We start from the raw sequence: 22945 nt of genomic DNA on the forward strand, positions 1-22945 counted from the left end.
ATTTTTGGATTTTTTGAGGGTTAAATCATGAGCGAAGCGGTAGCTAAAGATAATGCCGTCGGCCACATTGTCCAGGTGATCGGACCGGTGATCGATGTCGCCTTTCCTCGCGGGCAGGTCCCGGAGATCATGGAAGCCGTGGTCATCACGGAAAAAAATCTCACCATTGAAATTCAGGCACAGTTGGGTGACGGCGTGGCGCGCGGTATTGCCATGGGCCCCAGCGAAGGTCTGAAGCGTGGTCTGGCGGTTGCCCGTACGGGTGCCCCCATCATGGTACCCGTTGGTCACGGTACTTTGGGACGGATCATGGACGTCTTGGGCGATCCCGTCGATGGTAAGGGTCCGGTACAGACGGAAGAGCGCAAAGCCATTCACCGCCCCGCCCCCAACTTTGATGAACTGGCGGCCAGCACGGAAGTGCTGGAAACCGGCATCAAGGTTATTGATCTGGTCTGTCCTTTCGCCAAGGGCGGTAAGGTCGGTCTCTTCGGTGGTGCAGGTGTCGGTAAAACCGTGCTCATGATGGAATTGATCCGCAATATCGCCATTGAGCATACCGGTTATTCCGTGTTTGCCGGTGTGGGTGAAAGAACCCGTGAAGGTAATGACTTCTATCACGAAATGACGGATTCCGGTGTGCTCGACAAGGTGGCGCTGTGCTACGGCCAGATGAATGAGCCACCCGGCAACCGTTTGCGCGTCGGTCTGACTGGTTTGACCATGGCGGAACATTTCCGTGATGAAGGCCGCGATATTCTGATGTTCATTGATAACATCTTCCGTTACACCCTGGCGGGTACTGAAGTATCCGCCCTGCTCGGACGTATGCCTTCGGCAGTGGGTTATCAGCCGACGCTGGCTGAAGAAATGGGCAAGTTGCAAGAACGCATCACCTCTACCAAGGTGGGTTCCATTACCTCGGTACAGGCGGTTTATGTGCCTGCCGACGATCTCACCGATCCGTCACCGGCCACGACCTTTGCCCACTTGGACGCAACGGTGGTGTTGTCCCGTCAGATTGCCGAACTGGGTATTTACCCCGCCCTGGATCCTCTGGATTCCTTCAGTCGTCAGCTGGATCCGGCTATTGTCGGTCAGGAACACTATGATGTGGCACGTGCCTGTCAGAAGACCCTGCAGCGCTACAAGGAATTGCAGGACATCATTGCCATTCTGGGTATGGATGAACTTTCCGAAGATGACAAGTTGCTGGTCTCGCGCGCCCGTAAAATTCAGCGCTTCCTGTCCCAGCCCTTCTTCGTGGCCGAAGTATTTACCGGTAGCCCCGGTACTTATGCTTCACTGAAAGATACCATTCGCGGGTTCAAGGCCATTGTTGCCGGTGAATATGATCATCTGCCGGAACAGGCTTTTTACATGGTAGGTACTATTGATGAAGCGATTGCCAAGGCGCAAAAGCTGCAACAGGGATAAAGTATGGCCATGACCATTGATGTGCGGGTCGTCAGTGCTGAAGGGAGTATTTACGAAGGCGTTGCCACGATGGTGGTGGCCCCCGGTGAAATGGGCGAGTTGGGTATTTTGCCTCGCCACGCCCCCTTGCTGACTGGATTACGTCCCGGCGAGTTACGGATTATTAACGGTGAAAACACCGAATATTTGTTCGTAAACGGCGGCATGCTCGAAATCCAGCCAGACGTGGTAACGGTTCTGGCGGATTCGGCAGAACGGGCTACGGATATTGACGAAGCCAAGGCGCTTGCCGCCAAACAGGCTGCGGAGGCGCGTCTGGCCAGTAATCTGGATCAGATGGATTATGCTGCAGCCCAGGGTGAACTATTGGCTCAAATTGCCCGTTTGAAAGCGGTTCAGCGCTTGCGCGAGCAAGGCCTGCTGCGCTAGTTTCGAAAGCAGCGATGCTCCTGTCTTTGGGCAGGTTTCATAAACCCCGGTCGCTCATGGTGACTGGGGTTTGTGCGTTTTGAGGAAGAGATCATGGATCAGGTGATTACCGATATTGTCGTGTTGGCGGCCGGTCAGGGTACCCGCATGCGTTCTGCTCAGCCCAAGGTGTTGCAGGCTTTGGGGGGCAAGCCTTTACTGGAGCATGTTCTGGATACGGCGCAGAGCTTGCAGCCGCGACAATTGCATGTGGTGATTGGCAATGGATCTGAGTTGGTGCAAAAGCATTTCAGCAACTGGCCGCTGCAGTGGTGGCATCAGCACGAGCAGCGTGGCACCGGCGATGCCCTGAAAGCGGCTGTACCCGGTCTGCAGGGTGCTGACCGGGTGCTGGTGTTGTACGGGGATGTTCCCTTGCTGACTGCCGATACCTTGCGCGCATTTTTGGCAAAAACTCCGCAAAACGCGCTGGGACTGAGTACCGCTATTATTGAACAAGCGCAGGGTTACGGTCGCATTGTCCGCGACGCCCAAGGCCAGGTGCAGGCCATTCGCGAACAGAAAGACTGCAGCACTACAGAGCATGCTATCCAGGAGGTGAATCTGGGCGTGATGATATTACCGGTGGCTTCGCTGCCGCATTGGTTATCCGATTTGTCTGCCAATAATGCCCAAGGCGAGCTGTATTTGACGGATGTGGTTGCGGCAGCCCGGAGTAGTCATCACGAAGTCTGGCCTTTTACTTTTAGCGATGCCAGCGAAGCCCTGGGCGTTAATGACCCGGTTCAGCTTGCGACGCTGGAGAGAATTTACCAGCGACGGCAGGTGCGTCATTTGCAGGTTCAGGGGCTACGCCTGGCGGATCCGGAGCGTGTGGATATTCGCGGCACTCTGGAATGCGGTCAGGATTGCTGGATGGACCCCAATGTTCTGTGTATCGGCAAGGTGCGTCTGGGGCATCGGGTGCGCATCGGAATGGGCGTGGTTCTTCAGGATGTGGAAATTGGGGATGATGCAGAAGTTCTGCCCTACAGTGTACTCGAAGGCGCACGTATAGGCGCGAGTGCGCGTATCGGACCCTTCGCCAGAGTTCGTCCGGGCAGTGATATTGGCGTGGCGGCACATATCGGTAATTATGTGGAAGTGAAAGCCTCGACCATTGGCAATGGTTCCAAGGCTAATCATCTGACCTATATTGGTGACTCGGAAATCGGTTCCGGAGTGAATGTGGGCGCAGGGAGCATCACCTGCAATTATGATGGCGTAAACAAGCACAAGACCGTGATCGGCAATGATGTGTTTGTTGGTTCTGCGACGCAGTTGATTGCGCCGGTCAGTGTGGGTGACGGCGCGACTATTGGTGCCGGGAGCACTATCACCAAGGATGTGCCCGCCGGTGGCCTGACCCTCAGCCGCAGTCCCCAGCGTTCCATAGCGGATTGGCAGCGGCCGCAGCGGAAGATCAAGGAAACCTGACGGCAGCAGGTGCCCGTTCCTGGCGAAAGGGGCGGACTGCCGCGTAGTTTAAGGCAACACAACGGCTACAAGAGAAAAATCATTCAGCCGGTGACTGGATGTCAGGATAAATTCAGTGCGGGCAGGAAGCCCCTCGTCTTCGGGAGACACAGGTTATGTGCGGTATTGTCGGTGGTGTCAGTAAGACGGATTTGGTGCCCATGATTCTGGAGGGTTTGCGGCGCCTGGAATATCGCGGCTACGATTCGGCGGGTTTGGCGATGCTCCAGCAGGTTCCAGGACAGCAGCCAAGCCTGGAGCGCGTGCGGAGCGTGGGCCGGGTGGCGGAATTGACGGCGGCAACCAGCGAGCGGGCTCTGCAAGGCAGGCTGGGCATTGGTCACACCCGTTGGGCGACGCATGGGGGGGTGGCAGAATGTAATGCCCATCCCATGTTGTCCCATGAACAAATCGCGGTGGTGCACAACGGAATTATCGAAAATTTTCATGCCCTGCGTGCCCGTCTGGAGCAGGCAGGTTATGTGTTCACTTCCGAAACAGATACGGAAGTCATTGCCCATCTGGTCCATTTCTATCGACAGACGGCGCCTGATTTGTTTACAGCGGTACGGCAAACCGTGGCGGAATTGCGCGGCGCTTATGCCATTGCTGTTTTGTCGCTTGCTGACCCGGACCGGCTTTGTGTGGCACGGATGGGTTGCCCTTTGTTGCTGGGGATTGCGGATGAAGGCCATTATTTCGCCTCGGATGTGGCGGCCCTGTTGCCCGTAACGCGCCGCGTGCTGTATCTGGAGGACGGCGACGTGGCCTTATTGGAGCGTGACAAGCTGTTGATTACCGATCAGGCCGGTCAGCCCCAGAAACGTGAAGAACATTGGAGCGAACTGAGTGCCGCCGCAGTCGATTTGGGGCCGTACCGGCATTTTATGCAAAAGGAAATCCACGAGCAGCCCCGGGCCTTGGCTGATACCCTGGAAGGGGCGTTGAACAGCCAGTTGAATCTGGGCGATTTGTGGGGAACGCAGGCAGAAGCAATTTTCAAGGATGTGAACAGTGTCCTGTTTCTGGCGTCTGGCACCAGTCATTACGCGACCCTGGTGGGACGACAATGGCTGGAGAGCATTGCGGGCATTCCCGCTCAGGCAGAGCTCGGTCATGAATACCGCTACCGCGATTCCATTCCCAACCCGCGCCAGCTCATTGTGACCCTATCCCAGTCGGGCGAAACGCTGGATACGTTTGAGGCCCTGAAACGGGCCAAGGAGCTGGGTCATGCCTATACCCTGTCCATTTGCAATGTGGCTGAAAGTGCCATCCCCAGAGCCTCGGCACTGCGTTTTCTGACCCGTGCCGGCCCGGAAATCGGGGTGGCTTCCACCAAGGCTTTTACGACCCAACTGGTCGCCTTGTATTTGCTGGCGATTTCTCTGGCCAAGGCGCAGGGCAAACTGGATGCGGATGCCCAGGCCACCCATCTGGAGGCTCTCCGCCAGCTTCCCGGCAGTGTCCAGCATGCCCTGAATCTGGAACCACAAATCCAGGGCTGGGCAGCGCGTTTTGCGGGTAAGGAGCATGCGCTTTTTCTGGGCCGTGGCCTGCATTATCCCATCGCCCTGGAAGGCGCCCTCAAGCTCAAGGAAATCTCCTACATTCACGCCGAAGCCTATCCCGCAGGGGAGCTCAAACATGGCCCCCTGGCTTTGGTGGACAGCAATATGCCCGTCGTGGTCATTGCCCCCAATGACCGGTTGCTGGAAAAAGTAGCCGCAAATATGCAGGAAGTTCATGCCCGAGGTGGAGAATTGTATGTTTTCGCTGATGCAGATAGTCACTTCAGCGCCAGCGCGGGTATTCACGTCATGCGCCTGCCCCGCCACACCGGTCTGCTTTCACCCGTGGTACACGTCATTCCGGTACAGCTCCTGGCCTATCATGCCGCACTGGTAAAAGGCACCGATGTGGACCGTCCCCGCAATCTGGCCAAGGCAGTTACCGTGGAGTGATCGGGTAGGTGCTGTTATGGATGTTGTAGGATGCAAATAAAGTTGGTAACAACGAAATAAAGTTGGTAACTTTCAAATAAAGATGGTAACTTTGCTCCGTATACTTATGTCCAGAGTTGGAGGTACGGATCTTGACCTGCTTACCCCTTGACCCTCGTTCACTGAAATGGATTAAACAAGGTCGGGGAAGGGGCTCAGGAAAAGATTACCAACCCTGGTTGACCGTCAGAGACCTGCCTTCTGCAGGACGATCTCATAGAATCTGGGGAGTCCAGACTCAACGAACCCACCACCTGCTGTCGGATCTCGAACTGGCGGCTTTTTTTCTATTTGACTGGAATCCATCTGTCGCTGATATCCGCGAGCAATATCCACTCCGCTTAGAGGATACCAGTGAGCTTGCCACGCAAGCACATATTCGCCATCCGGAAGTACGAGGACAAGTTCAGATCATGTCATCGGATTTTCTAGTGGATACCAATAAACCAGAACTTCCAAGAATGGCTATTCAGGTAAAAACCTCTTCAGATCTTTCCAACCCTAGAATCGTAGAAAAACTGGAACTTGAACGACGATATTGGGCATTAAAGGGAGTGCCATGGTACTTGCTGACTGAAAAACAAATACCCAAGACCGTGACCAGGAACATTGCCTGGCTGTATCCCGCCCAACTGGTTCTGGATGAGATCGAAAACACTCTGAATATGGCACCAATTTATCTAGGCTTCTTTGCAAAGCATCCGATGTTACAGATTTCTCAGACTGCAATGATGCTTGATCAAGCCTATGCGCTCTCTCCAGGAGAGTCCTTGCAAAGGATCCGCTCGCTTTTAGCTCTGAGAATTTTCTTGTTCGACCTCAGAAAACCTTGGTCAAAGCTGGCTGTTGGAGAACTACAAGCATCTTCAGACCTTGATTCACTGAGGAACTATTATGTTGAGAATCAATGATGTCGTGACATTAGAAGAAACCCGGTATCGCATCCTTGATGTATCGAAAATTCGATATACTTGGATTAATATCGACTCAGATAAGTCTTTACCGGAACGGATTTCACTGGCGGAAGTAGATGAGCTTATCCATGCTGAGGCACTAAAAAAAATTGACGATCCCTTTTCGCATCTTGCAGTCAATCTCCCGGAATATGGCTCGGTGGCACAGCAAACCCGCGACAAACGTTTAGCAATTATAGAGCCTTTAATACACCAGCCGGACATCTGTTTCAGAAGTGGCCGAGGCGCACTAGTTCTGCAGATCGCAAAGGACTCCGGGACGGCTAAAAAAACAATATATGCCTATCTTCGCCAATATTGGCAGCGAGGTTGCACACCAAACGCACTTTTGCCAGACTATTATAAATCAGGTGGGCGCGGAAAAAAGAGAACAGCCACGAAGAAAAAGTTAGGGCGTCCGAGACGTATAGCGCACGGTACGGGGGCAATAATAGATGACAGCATTGAACGCATGTTTCGCATTGTGCTTGATCGGCATTTTCTGACTGAAAAGGGCCATTCTCTGCCCTATGCTCATCGGCGCTTCGAGGATATGTTCAAAGCAGCTCACACCGATATATCGAAAGAGGATTTCCCAACTGTCGCCCAACTGCGCTATTTCTATGAACGGGAATATGTCCGGCCTGAACGTATCCGGTTGAGAGTCAATAAGATCGAGTATCAGAAGGACATCAGGCCGTTACAAGGAACAGCTACAGCCGAAGTTCATGGTCCTGGTGCGCGATACGAAATCGACGCTACTATTGCGGATATTTATCTGCTCTCCGCTGACCGACAAAAGATCATTGGCCGACCAACCTTGTATGTAGTTGTCGATGTTTACAGCAGATTGATCGCCGGTTTTTATGTGGGGCTTGAAAATCCCTCTTATGTCACCGCCATGTTGGCACTGGTGACGGCCATGACTGATAAGACTCAGCTATGCCACTCTTTCGGCTATGACATAGAACCAGAAGATTGGCCATCCATGGGGCTACCAGACGCCATTTTGGCAGATCGTGGAGAACTGCTTGGTCATCAGATTGAATACCTGGAGCAGTCCTTTGGAGTCCGAATTGAGAATACGCCGCCGTATCGTGGGGATGCGAAGGGTATTGTTGAACGGCACTTCCAGACCATTCAAGCGGACTTCAAACCATTTGCACCAGGAGTAGTTGCGGGCACCATCATTAAGAAGCGGGGCGGGAAAGATTATCGATTGGACGCAACACTCACCTTGGCAGATTTCACTAAAATCATTATCGGCTCCATTCTGCATCGCAACCAGAGTTCGGTATTGGTGAAATATGATCGCGATCCGGATATGCCTGACAAACTCGCTCCGGTGCCGCTCCATATCTGGCACTGGGGTATTCAAAATCGCAGTGGACGACTGCGTAACACGTCTGAGGCGGCACTGAGGCTGGCGATGCTGCCGCGTCAAAAGGCGACTGTTTCCGATTTAGGTATTCGGTGTTTTGGTGCCTATTACACCTGTAATGAGTTGCTGACATCCGGTTGGTTACATAGAAGCGGGCAACAGCGGCCCGGCCCATTTGTGGCTGCTTACGATCCTTTAGTGGCTGATATCATTTATTTCTTCCCTGATGTATCCAAATCGGATTATTGGGAATGCTCGCTCACCGATCGCTCAAGGGAATTCAGGGGCCGAACGATGTGGGAGCTCTGGGATAGTCAGCAGCAAAAACGAAAATCAACAGCGACAGCTAAATTAGAGGAGGCAGAAAGTAAAAGAGTGCTGGAAAACGTGATTCAGGAAACGATCCAACGAGCGGAAAAATTACGTCCTTCTTACTTTGGTGAATCGAAGACAGAAACTTTGGCTGGCATCAACCAAAACCGCCGGGATGCCCGTGAGCAGGAACGCCAGCAACGACGTGTGGATAGCCAATCAACAAAGCCGAAACCCAAAGCAGAGGTCAGGTATTTGACTGAACAACCCGAAAATGTTGCTTTCCCAGATTTTCTGGATGATCTGTTTGGAGATGATATATGACACTACCCAAAGGTATGGTTCAGGCGATTTACAAGGATACCGGGATCAGTCAATACCAAGGAAATCCACTCATTGAAGCGCTGCCGCCGATCTTGGACAGGCGTCAGTTAAAGGAGGGGTTATCAGGCCAAATTGCGTTTCGACCAACGGATATTTATCTTGACGGTCCGACCCGCATTCACGTTATCTCGCAATTACTCGATAATTTTTTCCAGCCGCTATCCCGTCACATTGAGCTGGAGTCGAAATTATCGGTCATGCTTCGGCAAGGGTATGTTGGCAGAAATCTGGCGACTGGCGAGCTGAATGCTCACATCCAGAATGGTTATGAGCGTGTCATGCAGGGTGATTTGGCCGTTTTCCGGTTCGAGCATGTGGAGTCTACGGCCAAGAGTCTGGCTTTCATCGGCTGTTCCGGGTCAGGAAAGACAAGTTCGTTGAATCGTATTTTGGCCACCTACCCGCAATTGATTTATCACGAAACGTACAACTTCACCCAGATTGTTTTCCTCAAAATTGACTGCCCGCATGACGGATCCCTGAAAAGCCTTTGTCATAACTTTTTCCGTGAAATCGACGCGGTGCTCGCCACCAATTACGTACGGCGCTATGTGGAAAAACGGCATAGTGTGGAAACCCTGATTGCGGTAATGGCGCATATTGCTAATACGCACGCGATTGGCCTGCTGGTGATTGATGAAATCCAGCATTTGAGTGTTAAGCATTCCGGTGGTGCAGAGCGTATGCTCAATTTTTTCGTCACTCTGGTGAATGAAATTTCAGTCCCGGTTGTCATGGTGGGGACACCAAAAGCCAGATCTGTCTTTGAGCTGGACCTGCGATCCGCGCGTCGCGGTGCAGGTTTTGGTGCAATTCTGTGGGAGCCATTGAGCAAGCCTTCAGGCGAGCAGGTAATATCACGGACCGAATGGGGAGCCTTCACCAACCGTTTGTGGAAGTATCAGTGGCTGACCAAAGCATCACCCGATGTGACCGATGAAATTCGTGATACCTGGTATGATCTTTCTCAAGGCATTATGGATGTCGTCATCAAGCTATTTGTTCTGTCACAAATCCGGGCTGTTGTCACAGGCGTTGAACGCATTACCCAGAGCTTGATGAGAAAAGTTTATCAGGATGAGCTAAAGCCCATCCACCCTATGATTGATGCATTGCGGTCCGGTGATGTCACAAAAATAGCCCGTTACTCCGACCTGACCATTCCCGACGTGGATAGAAAAATACTCGAACTGGGCCATCTGCTGCGTTCCAATCAGGAACGCATTGATACTGCCGTCAAGTATGGGGGAAATGAACAAGCCATTCGTTTACACAATATGCTGGTCGATATGGGGTATGTCTCTGAGTTGCTTGAACCTCTGATCAATAGGGCTTTTGAAAATCACCCGGGACTTGTGATGAAGGATCTTATGCCGCTGATTCTCTCTTGGTATCAGAGCGCAGAGATAGAAAAGACAGCATCATCAAAGCCGAAAATGAAGGCGATGAAAAAAGCTGATTGGCATACCCTGGACTCAAACGATTTGCGTTTTTTATTTTCGCAGTCCGCCAATGAGGAAGCCTTCCTAGAATCACTGAGTCGCGAAGGTTTGCTTTTCGATGCCGAGAACTGGATCAATTCCTTTGGGTGATGGTCGTGTTGAATTTTCCTATACCTTATGCAGAGGAACTGCTGTATAGCACCGTCGCAAGAGCGGGTGTTCGGCTAGGTCATACTAGCCCCAAGCAACTGTTGGATGAAGTCTTCGAATCTCGTAGTGTTATTGCAACGATAGACTTACCGAGCCATCTCGCAACGGTCTCACGCTGGCTTCCTGGTGAATATACGCCTGAGAAACTCATCTATAGCCATACCTTATTTCCGCTTTATGCCCCTTTTATTTCAGAGGATCGACGGCGTCAGTGCATGAGGGGGTTGCATCAAGGAACTCAGGGAGCCGTACATCTGGTATTGGGGGTTGTTGCCTCTCGTATTAAGTCACCACGTTTTATCCGATACTGTCCAGGTTGCATAACCGCTCAGCGTGAACAATATGGTGAGTATTTTTGGCTGAGAGAATGGCAGGTCGCCGGTGTGGAATCGTGCCCCGAACATGGCATGTTGAAGGATACGCAGATAGCTCGCCCACTGATTGAAAGGCATCGTTTTATCGCTGCCGCACCTGAATATTGTCATTTTATTAAACAGCAAAAGGGAATGAGGAATTCTGACTGGGTAGCAACTCAGGTGCGTCAGTTGTTGGCCAGACCTACCCAAGTGTCCCCAAGTTTAGAGCAATGGGCAGCGTACTACCGTAACCTTGCTTGCCGTCTGTGCCTCTCCCGAGGAAAAGCGCAAATTGACCACGCGTCGATAAGAGATAGGGTACTAATGGCTTGGCCCGCTACTTGGTTAACCAGAAATCGTCTGATGCCACGTTCTTCGTTTGCCGATGAATCAGACTGGCTGAAAGCAATCTTCCGCAAGCATCGGAAAAGTTTCAATTATCTTCAGCATATTGTGGTTCATCAGGCGCTGTTGGGTCGTCACTGGCGGATAGATGACGTGCTCAATGAGGTAAGCAGGACGCCAATCTGCGAAAAGTCCTCGCAAGTTCAGGTGGCTATACAAAAGTCCAGCAGCCAAACGCCAGATCAGGAGGTCTGGCGCGAATTGTTGTCCTCCCATCCACCCCAGAAAGCCAGAAAAACTGCATCAGCCCTGTATGCCCGGCTTTATCGAAATCATCGTGACTGGCTATTGGACATAAATTATCGTCATGCAGAAGGTAAGACAAATACTAACGTACCACGCATCGATTGGGACAAACGGGACCGGGAATATCTGCAAGCACTTCGACAACTGGCTACCTTTTTGAAGGCAAACGAACAAGGGCCCAGACGCTCAAAAACCTGCTATCTTCGGCTTCTCGGCAATCTTTCGACTCTTGAAAAGAACCTTCATCAAATGCCACGTACTTCGGCGTTTCTGGCAGTTAATTCGGAAAGCATCTCCCAGTACCAGATCCGACGTTTGCAAAATGCCTATGCGGAGTTGCGAAATCTGTTTGAGTCACCACCGAGGTGGCGATTGCTGAGAAACGCGGGATTAAGTGAAGAACGAATGACAGGATCTGCCAGACAATATTTGGAAATTTTAGTGTGTCGGAGTACAGAATATGAAGTTAAAAGGGGTAGAAAATAATAGCGTTATTCGGGAGATTGGCTCTTTATTCCGTCGCCATGAAGATTCTGGTTGGCATATCAATGTTAAACTGGAGCCTGGGCAGAAGAAACAACATGTTGGTGTTTCTCAAATTCCGATTTTAGCTAGACGTAGGGTGGTGAATGCAACCGAACAACCACTGCCTGCCGGATTCCTGAAACGTGTAGTGATAGAAAATACGCGCCTTTGGCTTGCGGAACCTATCGATGCCTGTCCGATTCCCGTGGTGAGTCGGCAGGGGGATGCACGGCAATGGTGTTTTAATTTTGAATTTGGCGGAACACTGTATTATCTTCCCCAGCTTGAACTGGCGCGAGCATTGTTTTTTCATCATGCCTATATAACGCGTTTAGCATTAATTCCCGGCGGACTCTCGCATGAGTTCGATGTTCAGCGCATCGATAACTTGAGCAGAGCGCTTATCAATATTTTGCCAAACTGCACTCTGCCACTGTATGTCAGAGGAGACCATGAGTTAAGGCGGGCGTTAGCCTGGATATTGCTGGATGATGATGCACGGCAATCTTTTGAAAGTATTGCCCGTTACCAACTGCAGAACGGATACGATACAGACAAGTATCGTCTGTGGCAATTTCAGTTTGAACCGCCGCCGCTCGCCGGTGTTGCACTGACACTTCGAGGCCACTACCGTCAGGAACTGGAAGCTTTTTTTGTGTATGAAATTCATTGTGTTTCCAATTTAACTTGTCATTGCCCCGCCAGCGTCGATTTTGTTGATCCCCGATTTGCCGTGAAGCGACCAGGCCAGGGCCGAGCTGTTCCATCCGGCTTACAAACGGGCCCGGAATTGGAAATCGATGACGAACAAGAACCCAAAACGGATAAAACCGAATTCCGGATTGAAACACCCGCCGTTACATTTGAGTTTGTTAATCCCATTCAGACCACGCGCATAGCCAAGGGTAAAGGTCAGGCCACTGGCCGAGGACAAGGAGGAACTCAGTCAGCCTTTCCAGAAAATAAGAGATTACAGGTGAGCACTGACGAAGCCAGTACACAAGGTATTGTACCGTCAGCAGACTATGATGGTCTCAGGGATAGGAGCGATGATACGGGTTTCTATGTAGGCAAGTTTAAAGCCTTTAATACAATGATATTGCAACTGGTTAGTAAGTCAAATTGTCACCATATCCATAAGGAGACCAGAAAACTTCCCGCTATTGACGGATACTCGAAACACATCCTTTCGGATGGTAATCCACGATATTTTACTTTCCATATAATTAGAAAAAATGATCAGGTGTACGCTTTGATGGAGGTTGATACTTCCGATAATAAAAACAGTTTATCAACGCTGCTCTTGAGGCAGCGGGATATGCAGTTTGACTGGGAGCGGACTATTCGAGAATTAGAAATACGATTAATAAAGGGTTCTTTAGTCTGGCCAAGCAAATTTATAAAAAAAATCTTTGGTAATGGAGGAAAGCGCGTTACTCATCCAATATCCTCGGCTGAAAACAAATCGCTTTTGGATCAAGACGCCATACTGCGTTGGGCAGAGAGAGTTTACATGGATATGGAATAATCTGAAGTCTCAATGCCGTTTTTCCGGGGGTAAAAGTCTGTATGAGTAAAAAATCATGATAATATTCAGTTTATAGTAAAGACTTGTTGTCCCGCTATTTTTGTGGGAAGAGAAATTGTTTCAGGGTCAGACAGCCAAAGATTGAATATATACTTGCAGTTGCCGTAGGCAGCGTTGGTAAGCATCGACTGATTGGGTATTTTTTCCCAGCCCGACACAACCCTCAATGGAAGCGACAAGATAAAGTGCAATATCTTCGGGAGTCATGTCCGAGCGGACCTGCCCTTCGGATTGACCTTTTTTGAGTGCCTTTGCAACCACTTCCACCCAACGTTCAAAAATTTTTTGCAGCCCCTGCCGATACGATTCATCCAGAGGACTCATTTCCTGAATCAGATTATTGAGCGGACAACCGTAGCGAATGACAGACTCATCGGCATGGGAAATTTCTTCTGCAATGAGATTACACAGTCCTTTAATGGGATTGTCATGCTGGGCCAGTATGGTAATCCAGCGGTTCTCCAATTGTGGCCTGATCACTTCTGTAATGACTGCGAGGCCGAGATCGTGCTTGGTACCAACATGATGATAAAGCGCCCCTTTTTGCTCACAGAAGCCTTGGCAAGAGTACGTTCCAGACTTGCGGTCTGAAAACCGTATTTCAAAATTTCGTGGTAAGCGGGATCCAGCAGATCGCTACGGGTCTGCTCCGGATTGCGAATGTTACGTCGATTCATAGTTATCAAAAAGTTAGAAGATGCCGACCAATCGGTATCTTGTCAATTATCCCAAATCCACAATTGAATTGAATAGGCGCTGCGGATGGCGTACGCCACCTCATTTTATCTCGGGTTTGATAGCTGGCCGAATCGACGCGTAGGGTGCCCGGCGGGTATGTCTTTGGGGGAGAAGGGCTTCGCAGGCTCGAATGAACTCGAGAGGGGTTGTTGCCGGGGCGACATTCCAGACACGAAAGTCGTCGGTCGGGAATATTGGCTGCCCGTTTCCGTCCTTCTTCGGCATTTCTTGATCAAGGAGGAAGAAGGCACGGGGAATTATGTTCGCCCGACGGGCTACATGAGCCACTTTTCGATCACGACCCTGCTGTCCTACATAAAAGACAAGGTTCGTTACGCAAAGTTGAAGGCCTTCGTGGAGGCACACATCATCGCCAAACTCAAAGATATGAAGGCCTATTGCCCTAATGACGCCGAGACGCTGATCATGCTGCTCGATCTTGTGGTCTGTCCTTACATCAGCACCGCCACCAAAGACGACATCGGACAGATTTTTGGTCTGGATGCAGCAGGACTCTCGTCTGTTCAGTCCTCCAACGATCACTGGTTTACCGCTTGGGGAGATAAATTCGATCTCGGGAAAGAGCTGGACGAGAAGCGCAGCCGAGGTATATTAGTTTCGGCGCTCCGCTTTACCCTCAATGGCTGTTGGCAGTCCACACACAAGCGCTCTCTCTTCTCCTATATCAATTGGGGGTTGGGTAATTAGACGGTAGGAGCGGGCCGTCTTTTCACTCGTTGTGATCGCGTCCGGTTGTGCCTACGCTTTCTCGCCTTTCGATCCATCGACACCCTTGAAATCACATCAATGATCCCCATATTTGCATATCACAACCGTGATGAGAGGTGTCAAATGGGTATGATGAGTCCAGTGTTTCGCGAGAGAAACTACAGCCGCATCAAGAGGTTGAAGGGGCAAAATTTGAGCGACTCAACTGTCGCTGGGATTGTGGGTGATGAAACTGGTGAGGAAGTATCCCCACAAGACATCACGAGTTACTTGAAGTTGAATGCCTTAGCTTCCGATCAAATGCTGGTTTCAAAAGAGACCATGCGGGTAGTAAATGGCAGCGCGGCAGAAGACGGCGAACCTCAACCAGTATGAGAATGGACTCCAAGTCCGCCTTCACAGCGGGCTTGACTGGACAAGGCGACAACTGGATATCATTTCACTATCCATCCATGCCGTTGCTTACGCAGAAATGCTTCTTCGCGGGCATTCACTTGGTAACCTCACTTGGCGCATAACGTAATATTGCAGACATTCAGCAGCGGAAATTAAATGACATCATTCGAATAGTAACAAGCTATTCACGTTTCATCTTCTCACAGGCATAACATTCGTCACCAGCATCAGTAATTGCGTCTTTGATGGCATCCATAAACGCAAGTTGCAGTTGCTGCACGACGTTAAGTCGAGTGCACTGACTGTGCAGCGTAGAACTCAAGGCTACAATATAACGTCCCATAACACCACCGGCAATAAATGTTCCTGATTAGCACGATGATTCAGCTGAGCGCAGCCAGTGCTCGGGTCGTGGTCCGGTGTTGACGGCTGCACGAAGCAAACTCATGGGCAAGGTGGCCAGATTAAAGCGGCGGTTGAAGCGATAAGTCACGGTGGAGAGATAACGTTGCGCATATTTCCGAAACTTAAAGGCATGATAAGCACCGGAAAGACTCGTTTTGAGATTGCCTAGCAGCCCGTCGGTTTTAACTTCAGACCACCGTCAAATTTCGCCACGAATTTTTTGAAATCGCTCGTTTTGAGTCTTTTTTGGTCATTATTGCCCTGTTTTTTGCTGTTTATCTGCATTTTCCTGCCCTACAGACGCAATACGGCCATGCGTTTTATGTTCCACGCCAGGCAGACCAGACTCCATTCTCCCTGAACCTGGCGCAGGCCGCGCAAGGAGAACTGCCGGAACCCCATCACGGATTTGATAATCCCGAAGACCGGTTCTACCGTTTGTTTGCGCAGACGATAAACGCTTCGGCCTGCCTGCGTCTTCAGACGATGTATCATCGCCTGCATGCGGGTTGCATTTTCAGGGAGGTCTTCCGGTTCTGTATGCCGTTGTCGCCAGTCGGGATGGTGTTCTTCTCGGGCCACGGCAATAAAAGGGGTTATCCCCAGGGCTTCGCAGGCCTCCACATTCTTTTCGCTGCAGTAACCCATATCGGCCACCAGCGCTTCTATAGGTCCCAGTTGCGCTGTTTGTGCCTGGAGGGTTTCCAGCATGGGAATGACCTGTTCCTTGTCATTGGGGGCCTGACTGACTCCGGTGGCTACCACCAGCATCGTCTGGTCATCTACGGCGGCCTGGGCATTATAGGTTTGTTCAAAGCCACCGCCTGAGACCGGCATGATGCGGGATTCTTCATCGGTGAGATTGATCTGGTCTTGCGCTTTAGGCGTAGGGTCCGGTGCCTGGGTGGCTTTGCCTCGGGGCTTTTGTCCCAGGACTTCCCGTTCTGCACGGCGCGCCATTTGCGTGTCGTACTGCGCTTTCTCTTTGGCATAACAGGCCTGTGCCCGCTCGGCAATCTTCGCCTTGGCCGCTGCCATCACGGCCAGCTGGTCTGTGCGGCGCTGGATCTCTTCGGGCAGATTCACGCCTTCGGGAATCCCGGACTGATCCGCTTGCTCTGCCAGTGCAAAGAGTTCCTGTACTTCGGCCTGGAGATGACGCTCCATCTGTTCGATATGCCCATGGGACAGGGCTTGATGTTTGGAAGCGTTGGCGTGGATCTTGGTGCCATCCAGACACACCCGGCCGATCTTCAGCAGTTTCATCTCCTGCGCCAGTTCCAGGACCTGCACAAACAATCCTTGCAGTTCGCCCAGAAAACGGCGACGGAAGGTGGCCAGTGTATCGTGATCCGGATGGCTGCCGGCCGCGAGGTAACGGAAAGCCACGGAATCATAGGTGGCTTGTTCCAGTTTACGGCTGGAAAAGACCCCGTTGGCATAGCCGTAGACCAGAATTGCCAGGAGGGTGGCCGGGTGATAGGCCTTATGGCCACGACCTGCATATTGTTGGACCAGTAGCGAGAGATCGAGCTGATCAATGACTTCCACAATAAAACGGGCCAGGTGCCCTTCCGGGAGCCAGTCGTCCATGAAGGGGGGCAGAAGATAATCGGTCTTGCGGTTAGTATCGAGGAGGCGGGCCATAAAATTACTCATCACATTGAATTATAAGTATTTATATGATAATTCGACGCAAAGGGAAAGTCCGACAAGCTGCTAGGCACGCCAGAAGTCTGGAAGGGGATCTGCCATGAATACTCAGTGGCCTTTACAGGATGCGCGCAATCATTTGAGCGATTTCGTGAAGCGTGCCCGCAACGATGGTCCGCAAACCATCACCTTACATGGTGAGCCCGCAGTTGTAGTGCTTTCCGTAAAACAATTTCGGACGTTGACGCGGCCGAACCAGACGTTATCCGAATTCTTCGCGAATTCTCCACTGCGAGAGATTGATCTGGAAGTCGAACGAGATCGTCTCTTCCTGTTAACGAGCATATCGCCAGCGCATGGGGAAGTATAACAGGTGCTGCTGAACAACGCGGAGAGAAGTTACCAGCGATAGATAGCTTACTAGCAGCTACGGCTCTGGTTCACCATCTCACAGTGGCCACGCGAAATATTATGGAGTTACAGCGATGCCAAGTTCCAGTGGTTGATCCCTGGAATCAAACATAGATCGGCAATTGGTTTGTTTCAAGCAGATTAACACTGGGGGCGCTTTCGTATATGAATAAAGCACTAGTGGCGCTGAATTCGTCGATTACCATTCTCAATGGCGGCATCAGACTGATAGCGGTCATTCATTCCCGGATATCCGCAAAGAAGCCATCACCAGCCGCCTATTGCTGTTATCCGCCATAGGCCGGAGAGCATGAAACATGCATGCGGGTCAGATCCGGATTTACCTGACACCCATGCATGCCCCACACAACAAGGTAGAACGCGGAATCGAGAATATTAGCAAGTGTTACGGATGGTCCGGCAGACTGCGGAGCAGTCCCTTGGACGCTCCCCCTTGACACTTCTCGTCAGCTATATCATCGCGCAAATCATCCAAAAACCATGGTCCCCACCGGGGGCCTTTCCAGCCCTTGGCGGGCCGTAACTGCTTTTTCTAGGATGAAAGCATTGGTACACACAGCCAGCGCCATCGTGCCGATAACCAGATGAGGATTGTGTACACCGACCCTATAGAGCAACAACGGAACCGCCAGAATGGAGCCACCTATCAGTCCCAAGGAAAAACCTACGATCATACCAGCCAGGATGCAATCAATATTTTGGCCTAATGTCAATGCTTCCTAATCATCTGTCTAAACCCAATCAATCAGCGGCTGCAATTCACAATTGCTGATCCCTAGCCGTGCAAAATCAAGAATATTTCCCGACTACGCCTCAATAGCAAACTCTTTAAGAATCATATAATCGTTATTATTCTTTAATATCATCGATATCATACCTGTCAAACAGCGGCTATGATTGGTCCCAATTCCGTAGAAGTCAGCATCAGAACTCTCCACCTTTGACTGCATCAATAATATTGTATTTTTAATCTACCAGTAATTTAAATATCTTTATTCCACGACATGGTGCGGTAGAACTGAAGCTGATAGTTGGCTTATAATTAATCAATTAAAATAATCATCTTCTTTTAACGCTAAAAATATCAGTCTGGATTTTATTTAGGTTATATCCGTCTGCTACCCAAAGAGGAATCCCTCCCTTTAAATAGCTGACATCGACAAATTTCATCTCTTTGAGCGCCAACGCTGCCAATGAAGATCTTCCTGCAGATGGACAGTCACAGATGCAACAGATTTTCATCTGACGCGCGGAAGCAAGCAATTTGTGGTGACCTATGAATTTTAGATCAGCGGCCATCTCTATGATACCTCGGGGAATTGCTATAGCACCCGGAATACTCCCATGAGATAGCTCATCCGCTTCTCTGACATCTATCACGATTATGGCTTTGCAGAGGATCAGATGATGCAGCTCGTTGGGCATCATCCCATGGATTGCTTCATGCGCCTCGTATATGAGGCTTTTCAACGTAGACATATCATCACATAGATAGTAGGATTCATTTGTAAATAGTACAGGAAATAGAAAAATTTTTCGAGATGGTTGAATATCAAATTTAAGCATCATAATTTCGGTTGCTTACATACACTAGTTGCTCCTTATTTAGGTATTGTTCATTATTTTAAAAAAGGATGGCATCATGAACATAACACCACCAGATTTAACGACGATTATCAAGACAGAACAACATTATCTCGGAAAATATACTTTAGTGGTAGGTTTAATCTTGATTGTAATCGGCATTTTCGGCTTGCTCAGTCCCGTGATTCTTTCCGCAGCAACTGATGGCATCCTGGCGGGGATTCTTATTCTTGGTGGCGCAGTATGGATAGCTCATAGCTATCAACTGCATGCGCATGGGCTTGGAGACTGGCTCAGACCGCTTCTTTTGCTGATAACCGGAGCTATTATGGTAGCCCTTCCGGCCGCTGGCATCGCCAGCATTGGCTTGCTTTTTATTCTGTATTTCTTTATTGACGCTTACCGTAATTTTACGCGGCCCAAGGTGTTGAGTGGAGTCGGACGTGGCTGGTTTTTTTTCAGCGGTATTATCGATGTGTTGATTGCGTTGCTTTTTATCGTCACCTGGCCGCAAGGTTCACTGATACTGGTCGGTATTTTTGTCGGGGTGAACCTTATTTTTGATGGAATAATCTTGATAATAGTGCGCAATGGTATCATCGGGCTAACGAAGTCCTGAAGAATAACCAACCATTGTTGCATCTGGGCCAATGAATAAACTTGTTCGTATTTTGCGGCAACTTTTTTATCCGCACGCTCACACTCTCGATTCATCAGGCATCAGTTTCAGTCCAAAATTTTGGCTGCTTATTGTTTTTACTGGTATCGGTGCTGGGTTGGGTGCAGATTTTTTGATGTTCCTACTCTCCATGGTTCAACATCTCAGCTACCACTACGCACATGGATATTTTCAGGTGGCGGCAGAGCATGTCTCCGGCTTACATCGCTTGGGCGTATTAATTTCTGCCGGAGTATTAGCTACCTTTGCAGTCTGGCTGTTACGCAAATTGTCGCATGGTGCCAATAGTGATGTAGTTCACACTATATGGTTTCAATCTGGAAGCGTGAATTTTTGGCATACCATCGCTCAGGCGATACTTTCTATGACCATCGTCGGCATGGGCGCTTCCCTTGGCAGGGAAGGAGCACCCAAACAGGTAGGAATGGCAATCGCTAGCCTGCTTTCACGGTGGGGAAGGCTCTCATCGACAGAGACGCGTTTCCTCGCCGCCTGTGGAGCCGGCGCAGGGATGGGAGCGGTTTATAATGTTCCACTCGGTGGCGCGCTTTTTGCGCTGGAAGTCCTGCTGGGTTCAGTGACTTTACCTCTTCTGTTGCCCGCCATCACCACGGCATTGATTGCTACTGCAGTATCCTGGATCACTCTTCCTGACCAGCCCACGTACACACTTCCGATTTATACGTTTCATATCGGAGAACTGTACTGGTCGCTCCTATTTGGACCATTAGCCGGCGTTATGTCTGTTTTGTTTGTTCGTCTCATTATATGGGCGGATCTCCATAAGCCTCAGTCGGGATGGTTTATGTGGGCACCCCTGCTTATGTTTACCCTGCTTGGGATATTGTCCATCCCTTATCCACAACTTTTAGGAAATGGAAAGGATGTCACTGAGTTTGCTTTTAATAGCCAACTTCCTTTACTTCTAATGCTTACTCTTGTCGTGTTAAAACCCTTGGTGACGGCAGGGTGTCTTGGAAGTGGTGCTCCGGGTGGTCTTTTCACACCCAGTATTACCTATGGAGCGGTGTTAGGAGGATCAATGGGTGATTTGTGGTCTTTGATCTGGCCTGGAGCGGCTATTGGAAGTTACGCCGTAATTGGCGCGGGTGCTTTACTCGCTGCCACGATGCAAGCGCCTCTGGCCGCCATAGTTTTGCTGCTGGAGCTCACGGCCAATACTATGGGCATTATGATTCCTGTTCTGTTAGCCATAGTATCCGCTGTTTTCACTGCTCGCCTGTTAGATAAGCGGTCTATTTATTCTGGCCCTGCCGGTATTGAGCCATTCATTGAGCAAGTCTCTACGCACCCAGTACATACTGCATTTGATGACCTGATCACGCCGTCATTTCAGAATATCGTGCCGATCTCTGCCAGCTACAGCCACCTTGTAAAGTTGATGAGTACTGACGATCCCCCGCACAATTTCTATGTGGTGGATCACAGCGGTCAACTCGCCGGTATGATTTTTTCGAAAAATCTAAGAACTGCGGACTTGCTGACGCGTACCTTGAATGTTGCAGCGGCCGACGATTTGAAAACACCAATTACCGCTATTCGATCCGATCAGAGCCGTAAAGAGGTCATCGATCTTCTTGATCAACCTTATTTTTCCGAGATGCCAGTGATTGATTGTGTCAGCAAACGATATATAGGTGTTGTCAGGTCATCTTCGATAATCTGTAAATAGCTATTCATCGTAATCCATCTGGCTAGCCGCACCGGGGTGAACGTCAGTCAGTTTGTAGCGCGAGGAGATTCGACCGCTATCATCGTCCGCGACTACGTATGCATACACATCCCGCCACCTGAGCGCCCCAGTCAATCAGGCCCAGGCGAAAGGGCGCGGGCGGGCTGAGCGTAAAACGGCTTGCGGCCTGTTTCATGGATCATTCCGAACAGCGCATACACTGCACCCCATACCGTTTGATCCAGGCCTCCAGTGCTTCAATTGCCTCGCTGCCGGCTTTCACATTGTCCAGGGCATGTTGGGGATCATCCGGTTTGACGCGGGCAATCCAGGCGTCCTTGTAAGGATCAATATTGATCAGGTGCGGGTCTTCCAACAATTGCTCGTTGCGGGCAATGACTTCACCGGCAAAGGGCACGGGTACGCCGCCTGCCCACTTGCCACTTTCCAGCGTAGCCACATGCCGTCCGGCCTCCAGATGTGTGCCGATTTTTTTAATGCGGGCTTTTTGCAGGCGGCCCGACATGGTCTGCGCCGGGTCTGTGACGCCAATCGTCAGCGTCCCGTCCTCTTCCGGGCGCACCCAGACATAATCAAGATCATAAAACAGGTCTTCAGGCAGTTCACAACCATTATATTCACTCATGATGTGGCCTCCGCCTCAAAGTCGAGAATACGTTTTCCCGCAGCTTCACCCTGATCCGCCAACGCGCTAGCCAGATAGGGATAAAGTTCGGTTTCTTCCTTGGCATCGTGTTGTTTGAGAATGGTTTGGACGGTACTCAGCAGATCGTCAAAGGTCTCGGCGTCTTGGTCTGCAATGGCCTCCGCCATTTCTTCAAAAAACACTCGCAGATCCTGATGCCCCTTGCGGAGTAGCGCAGTCAGAGGATGATCTTCGCTACCTTCCTGTAGCTCGAAGGCAGGGAATAAGGTGCCTTCTTCCACGACCATATGACCATCAACAATGCCGTGGCGGAAGGCTTCCAGGAACTGCGCAGCTTCCTGCCATGCGCCTTGGCGGACAGCCTGGGCACTTTGCTCCAAAAGTTGATCCAGGCGTTCATGGTCCTGTTGCATGATCTGATCTATGGGTGTCATGGCATTCTCCAAAAAGGTTGTGGTGTGTTTCTACGGGACATGAACGTGGCCGAAGCTTTGTTCAGGCGCATTCAGGAGCTTGTATTCATTGGGCGCCGAGCATTTTCAGCACTTCGCCCAGAGGCTGTGCGCCCACTGTCTTCAGGGCACCGTCCACGACAATGGCCGGGACCGTTTTAATGCGCAGATTGCTGACGATTTCGCGCCCTTCGCGATCCGCCACATCCAGTACCTGCAGTTCCATCGGCACCTTTTCCGCAGCTTGTTTCCATACTGCTTCAGCCTGCGGGCAAACCGGGCACCATTTCGAGACCAGAATTTGTACTTTCATCTTCATCTCCTCCAATCG

The 22945-nt window shown here is 50.5% G+C and carries 22 protein-coding genes and 1 pseudogene; 14 read left to right on the forward strand and 9 right to left on the reverse strand.

Going from position 1 to position 22945, the window contains the following annotated elements:
• The first annotated feature begins 27 nt into the window (after positions 1 to 27).
• The 9 genes from atpD (at position 28) to HAP95_RS04210 (ending at position 13126) form a co-directional block, all read left to right on the forward strand.
• The gene (gene atpD / locus HAP95_RS04170) at positions 28 to 1437 is read left to right on the forward strand and encodes a F0F1 ATP synthase subunit beta (RefSeq protein ID WP_215883090.1); all 1410 of its coding nucleotides are present in this window, start codon (positions 28 to 30) and stop codon (positions 1435 to 1437) included.
• Positions 1438 to 1440: 3 nt separating this feature from the next.
• Positions 1441 to 1866 (forward strand): F0F1 ATP synthase subunit epsilon, encoded by a 426-nt coding sequence (locus HAP95_RS04175; protein WP_215883091.1) that lies wholly within the window; start codon positions 1441 to 1443, stop codon positions 1864 to 1866.
• A gap of 102 nt (positions 1867 to 1968) precedes the next feature.
• Positions 1969 to 3342 (forward strand): bifunctional UDP-N-acetylglucosamine diphosphorylase/glucosamine-1-phosphate N-acetyltransferase GlmU, encoded by a 1374-nt coding sequence (glmU, locus tag HAP95_RS04180; protein ID WP_215883122.1) that lies wholly within the window; start codon positions 1969 to 1971, stop codon positions 3340 to 3342.
• 155 nt (positions 3343 to 3497) lie between these two features.
• Positions 3498 to 5345: a glutamine--fructose-6-phosphate transaminase (isomerizing) gene (glmS, locus tag HAP95_RS04185; RefSeq protein WP_215883092.1), complete on the forward strand. Its 1848-nt coding sequence runs from the start codon at positions 3498 to 3500 to the stop codon at positions 5343 to 5345.
• A gap of 131 nt (positions 5346 to 5476) precedes the next feature.
• Positions 5477 to 6295 (forward strand): TnsA endonuclease N-terminal domain-containing protein, encoded by an 819-nt coding sequence (locus tag HAP95_RS04190; protein ID WP_226832537.1) that lies wholly within the window; start codon positions 5477 to 5479, stop codon positions 6293 to 6295.
• Entirely contained in the window at positions 6279 to 8354 is a 2076-nt protein-coding gene (locus HAP95_RS04195; protein WP_215883094.1) for a TnsB C-terminal domain-containing protein, read from the forward strand. The genes HAP95_RS04190 and HAP95_RS04195 overlap by 17 nt, the downstream gene beginning before the upstream one ends.
• Positions 8351 to 10006 (forward strand): AAA family ATPase, encoded by a 1656-nt coding sequence (locus HAP95_RS04200; RefSeq protein ID WP_075321999.1) that lies wholly within the window; start codon positions 8351 to 8353, stop codon positions 10004 to 10006. The genes HAP95_RS04195 and HAP95_RS04200 overlap by 4 nt, the downstream gene beginning before the upstream one ends.
• On the forward strand, positions 10006 to 11559 hold the full coding sequence (locus HAP95_RS04205; protein ID WP_226832555.1) for a TnsD family Tn7-like transposition protein: 1554 nt from the start codon (positions 10006 to 10008) through the stop codon (positions 11557 to 11559). The genes HAP95_RS04200 and HAP95_RS04205 overlap by 1 nt, the downstream gene beginning before the upstream one ends.
• Positions 11534 to 13126, forward strand: a complete 1593-nt coding sequence (locus tag HAP95_RS04210) for a Tn7-like element transposition protein TnsE (RefSeq protein ID WP_215883095.1) — start codon at positions 11534 to 11536, stop codon at positions 13124 to 13126. Before HAP95_RS04205 ends, HAP95_RS04210 begins: the two co-directional genes overlap by 26 nt.
• A gap of 126 nt (positions 13127 to 13252) precedes the next feature.
• Here HAP95_RS04210 and HAP95_RS04215 read toward each other — a convergent pair whose 3' ends face one another.
• Positions 13253 to 13651 (reverse strand): TetR family transcriptional regulator C-terminal domain-containing protein, encoded by a 399-nt coding sequence (locus HAP95_RS04215; RefSeq protein WP_226832539.1) that lies wholly within the window; start codon positions 13649 to 13651, stop codon positions 13253 to 13255.
• A gap of 11 nt (positions 13652 to 13662) precedes the next feature.
• Positions 13663 to 13863: a hypothetical protein gene (locus HAP95_RS17045; protein WP_226832541.1), complete on the reverse strand. Its 201-nt coding sequence runs from the start codon at positions 13861 to 13863 to the stop codon at positions 13663 to 13665.
• Positions 13864 to 13948: 85 nt separating this feature from the next.
• On the opposite strand from HAP95_RS17045, the gene HAP95_RS04220 reads away from it, so the two are divergent.
• A complete protein-coding gene (locus tag HAP95_RS04220) occupies positions 13949 to 14632 on the forward strand; it encodes a hypothetical protein (protein WP_215883096.1) in 684 nt (227 codons plus the stop codon).
• Between the two features lie 144 nt (positions 14633 to 14776).
• Complete coding sequence (locus HAP95_RS04225; protein WP_215883097.1) at positions 14777 to 15028, forward strand: hypothetical protein; 252 nt, start codon at positions 14777 to 14779, stop codon at positions 15026 to 15028.
• 391 nt (positions 15029 to 15419) lie between these two features.
• On the opposite strand, the pseudogene HAP95_RS04230 reads toward HAP95_RS04225, so the two are convergent.
• Positions 15420 to 15626: pseudogene (locus HAP95_RS04230) on the reverse strand (transposase); the annotation flags it as partial.
• A gap of 122 nt (positions 15627 to 15748) precedes the next feature.
• Entirely contained in the window at positions 15749 to 17101 is a 1353-nt protein-coding gene (locus tag HAP95_RS04235) for an IS1182 family transposase (RefSeq protein ID WP_215883098.1), read from the reverse strand.
• Positions 17102 to 17207: 106 nt separating this feature from the next.
• On the opposite strand from HAP95_RS04235, the gene HAP95_RS04240 reads away from it, so the two are divergent.
• Positions 17208 to 17477 carry a type II toxin-antitoxin system Phd/YefM family antitoxin gene (locus tag HAP95_RS04240; RefSeq protein ID WP_215883099.1) on the forward strand — a complete coding sequence of 90 codons (270 nt, stop codon included), beginning with the start codon at positions 17208 to 17210 and terminating at the stop codon, positions 17475 to 17477.
• A 529-nt stretch (positions 17478 to 18006) separates the two neighbouring features.
• Here HAP95_RS04240 and HAP95_RS04245 read toward each other — a convergent pair.
• The gene (locus tag HAP95_RS04245) at positions 18007 to 18252 is read right to left on the reverse strand and encodes a TSUP family transporter (RefSeq protein WP_215883125.1); all 246 of its coding nucleotides are present in this window, start codon (positions 18250 to 18252) and stop codon (positions 18007 to 18009) included.
• 346 nt (positions 18253 to 18598) lie between these two features.
• Complete coding sequence (locus HAP95_RS04250; RefSeq protein WP_081576662.1) at positions 18599 to 19108, reverse strand: rhodanese-like domain-containing protein; 510 nt, start codon at positions 19106 to 19108, stop codon at positions 18599 to 18601.
• Between the two features lie 73 nt (positions 19109 to 19181).
• Here HAP95_RS04250 and HAP95_RS04255 point away from each other — a divergent pair, with 73 nt between their 5' ends.
• Positions 19182 to 19742, forward strand: coding sequence for an HdeD family acid-resistance protein (locus HAP95_RS04255; protein WP_215883100.1), 561 nt, complete (start codon positions 19182 to 19184; stop codon positions 19740 to 19742).
• 31 nt (positions 19743 to 19773) lie between these two features.
• Complete coding sequence (locus tag HAP95_RS04260; protein ID WP_215883101.1) at positions 19774 to 21495, forward strand: chloride channel protein; 1722 nt, start codon at positions 19774 to 19776, stop codon at positions 21493 to 21495.
• A gap of 199 nt (positions 21496 to 21694) precedes the next feature.
• Here HAP95_RS04260 and HAP95_RS04265 read toward each other — a convergent pair whose 3' ends face one another.
• From HAP95_RS04265 to HAP95_RS04275, 3 genes are all read right to left on the reverse strand, one after another.
• On the reverse strand, positions 21695 to 22141 hold the full coding sequence (locus tag HAP95_RS04265) for a biotin/lipoyl attachment domain-containing protein (RefSeq protein WP_031574124.1): 447 nt from the start codon (positions 22139 to 22141) through the stop codon (positions 21695 to 21697).
• A complete protein-coding gene (locus tag HAP95_RS04270) occupies positions 22138 to 22596 on the reverse strand; it encodes a hemerythrin domain-containing protein (RefSeq protein WP_031574122.1) in 459 nt (152 codons plus the stop codon). The genes HAP95_RS04265 and HAP95_RS04270 overlap by 4 nt, the downstream gene beginning before the upstream one ends.
• An 85-nt stretch (positions 22597 to 22681) precedes the next feature.
• Positions 22682 to 22927, reverse strand: coding sequence for a thioredoxin family protein (locus HAP95_RS04275; protein ID WP_142087284.1), 246 nt, complete (start codon positions 22925 to 22927; stop codon positions 22682 to 22684).
• Positions 22928 to 22945: the final 18 nt, after the last annotated feature.

This window comes from Acidithiobacillus sulfurivorans, from assembly GCF_018853815.1.
Classification (GTDB): Bacteria; Pseudomonadota; Gammaproteobacteria; order Acidithiobacillales; family Acidithiobacillaceae; genus Acidithiobacillus; species Acidithiobacillus sulfurivorans.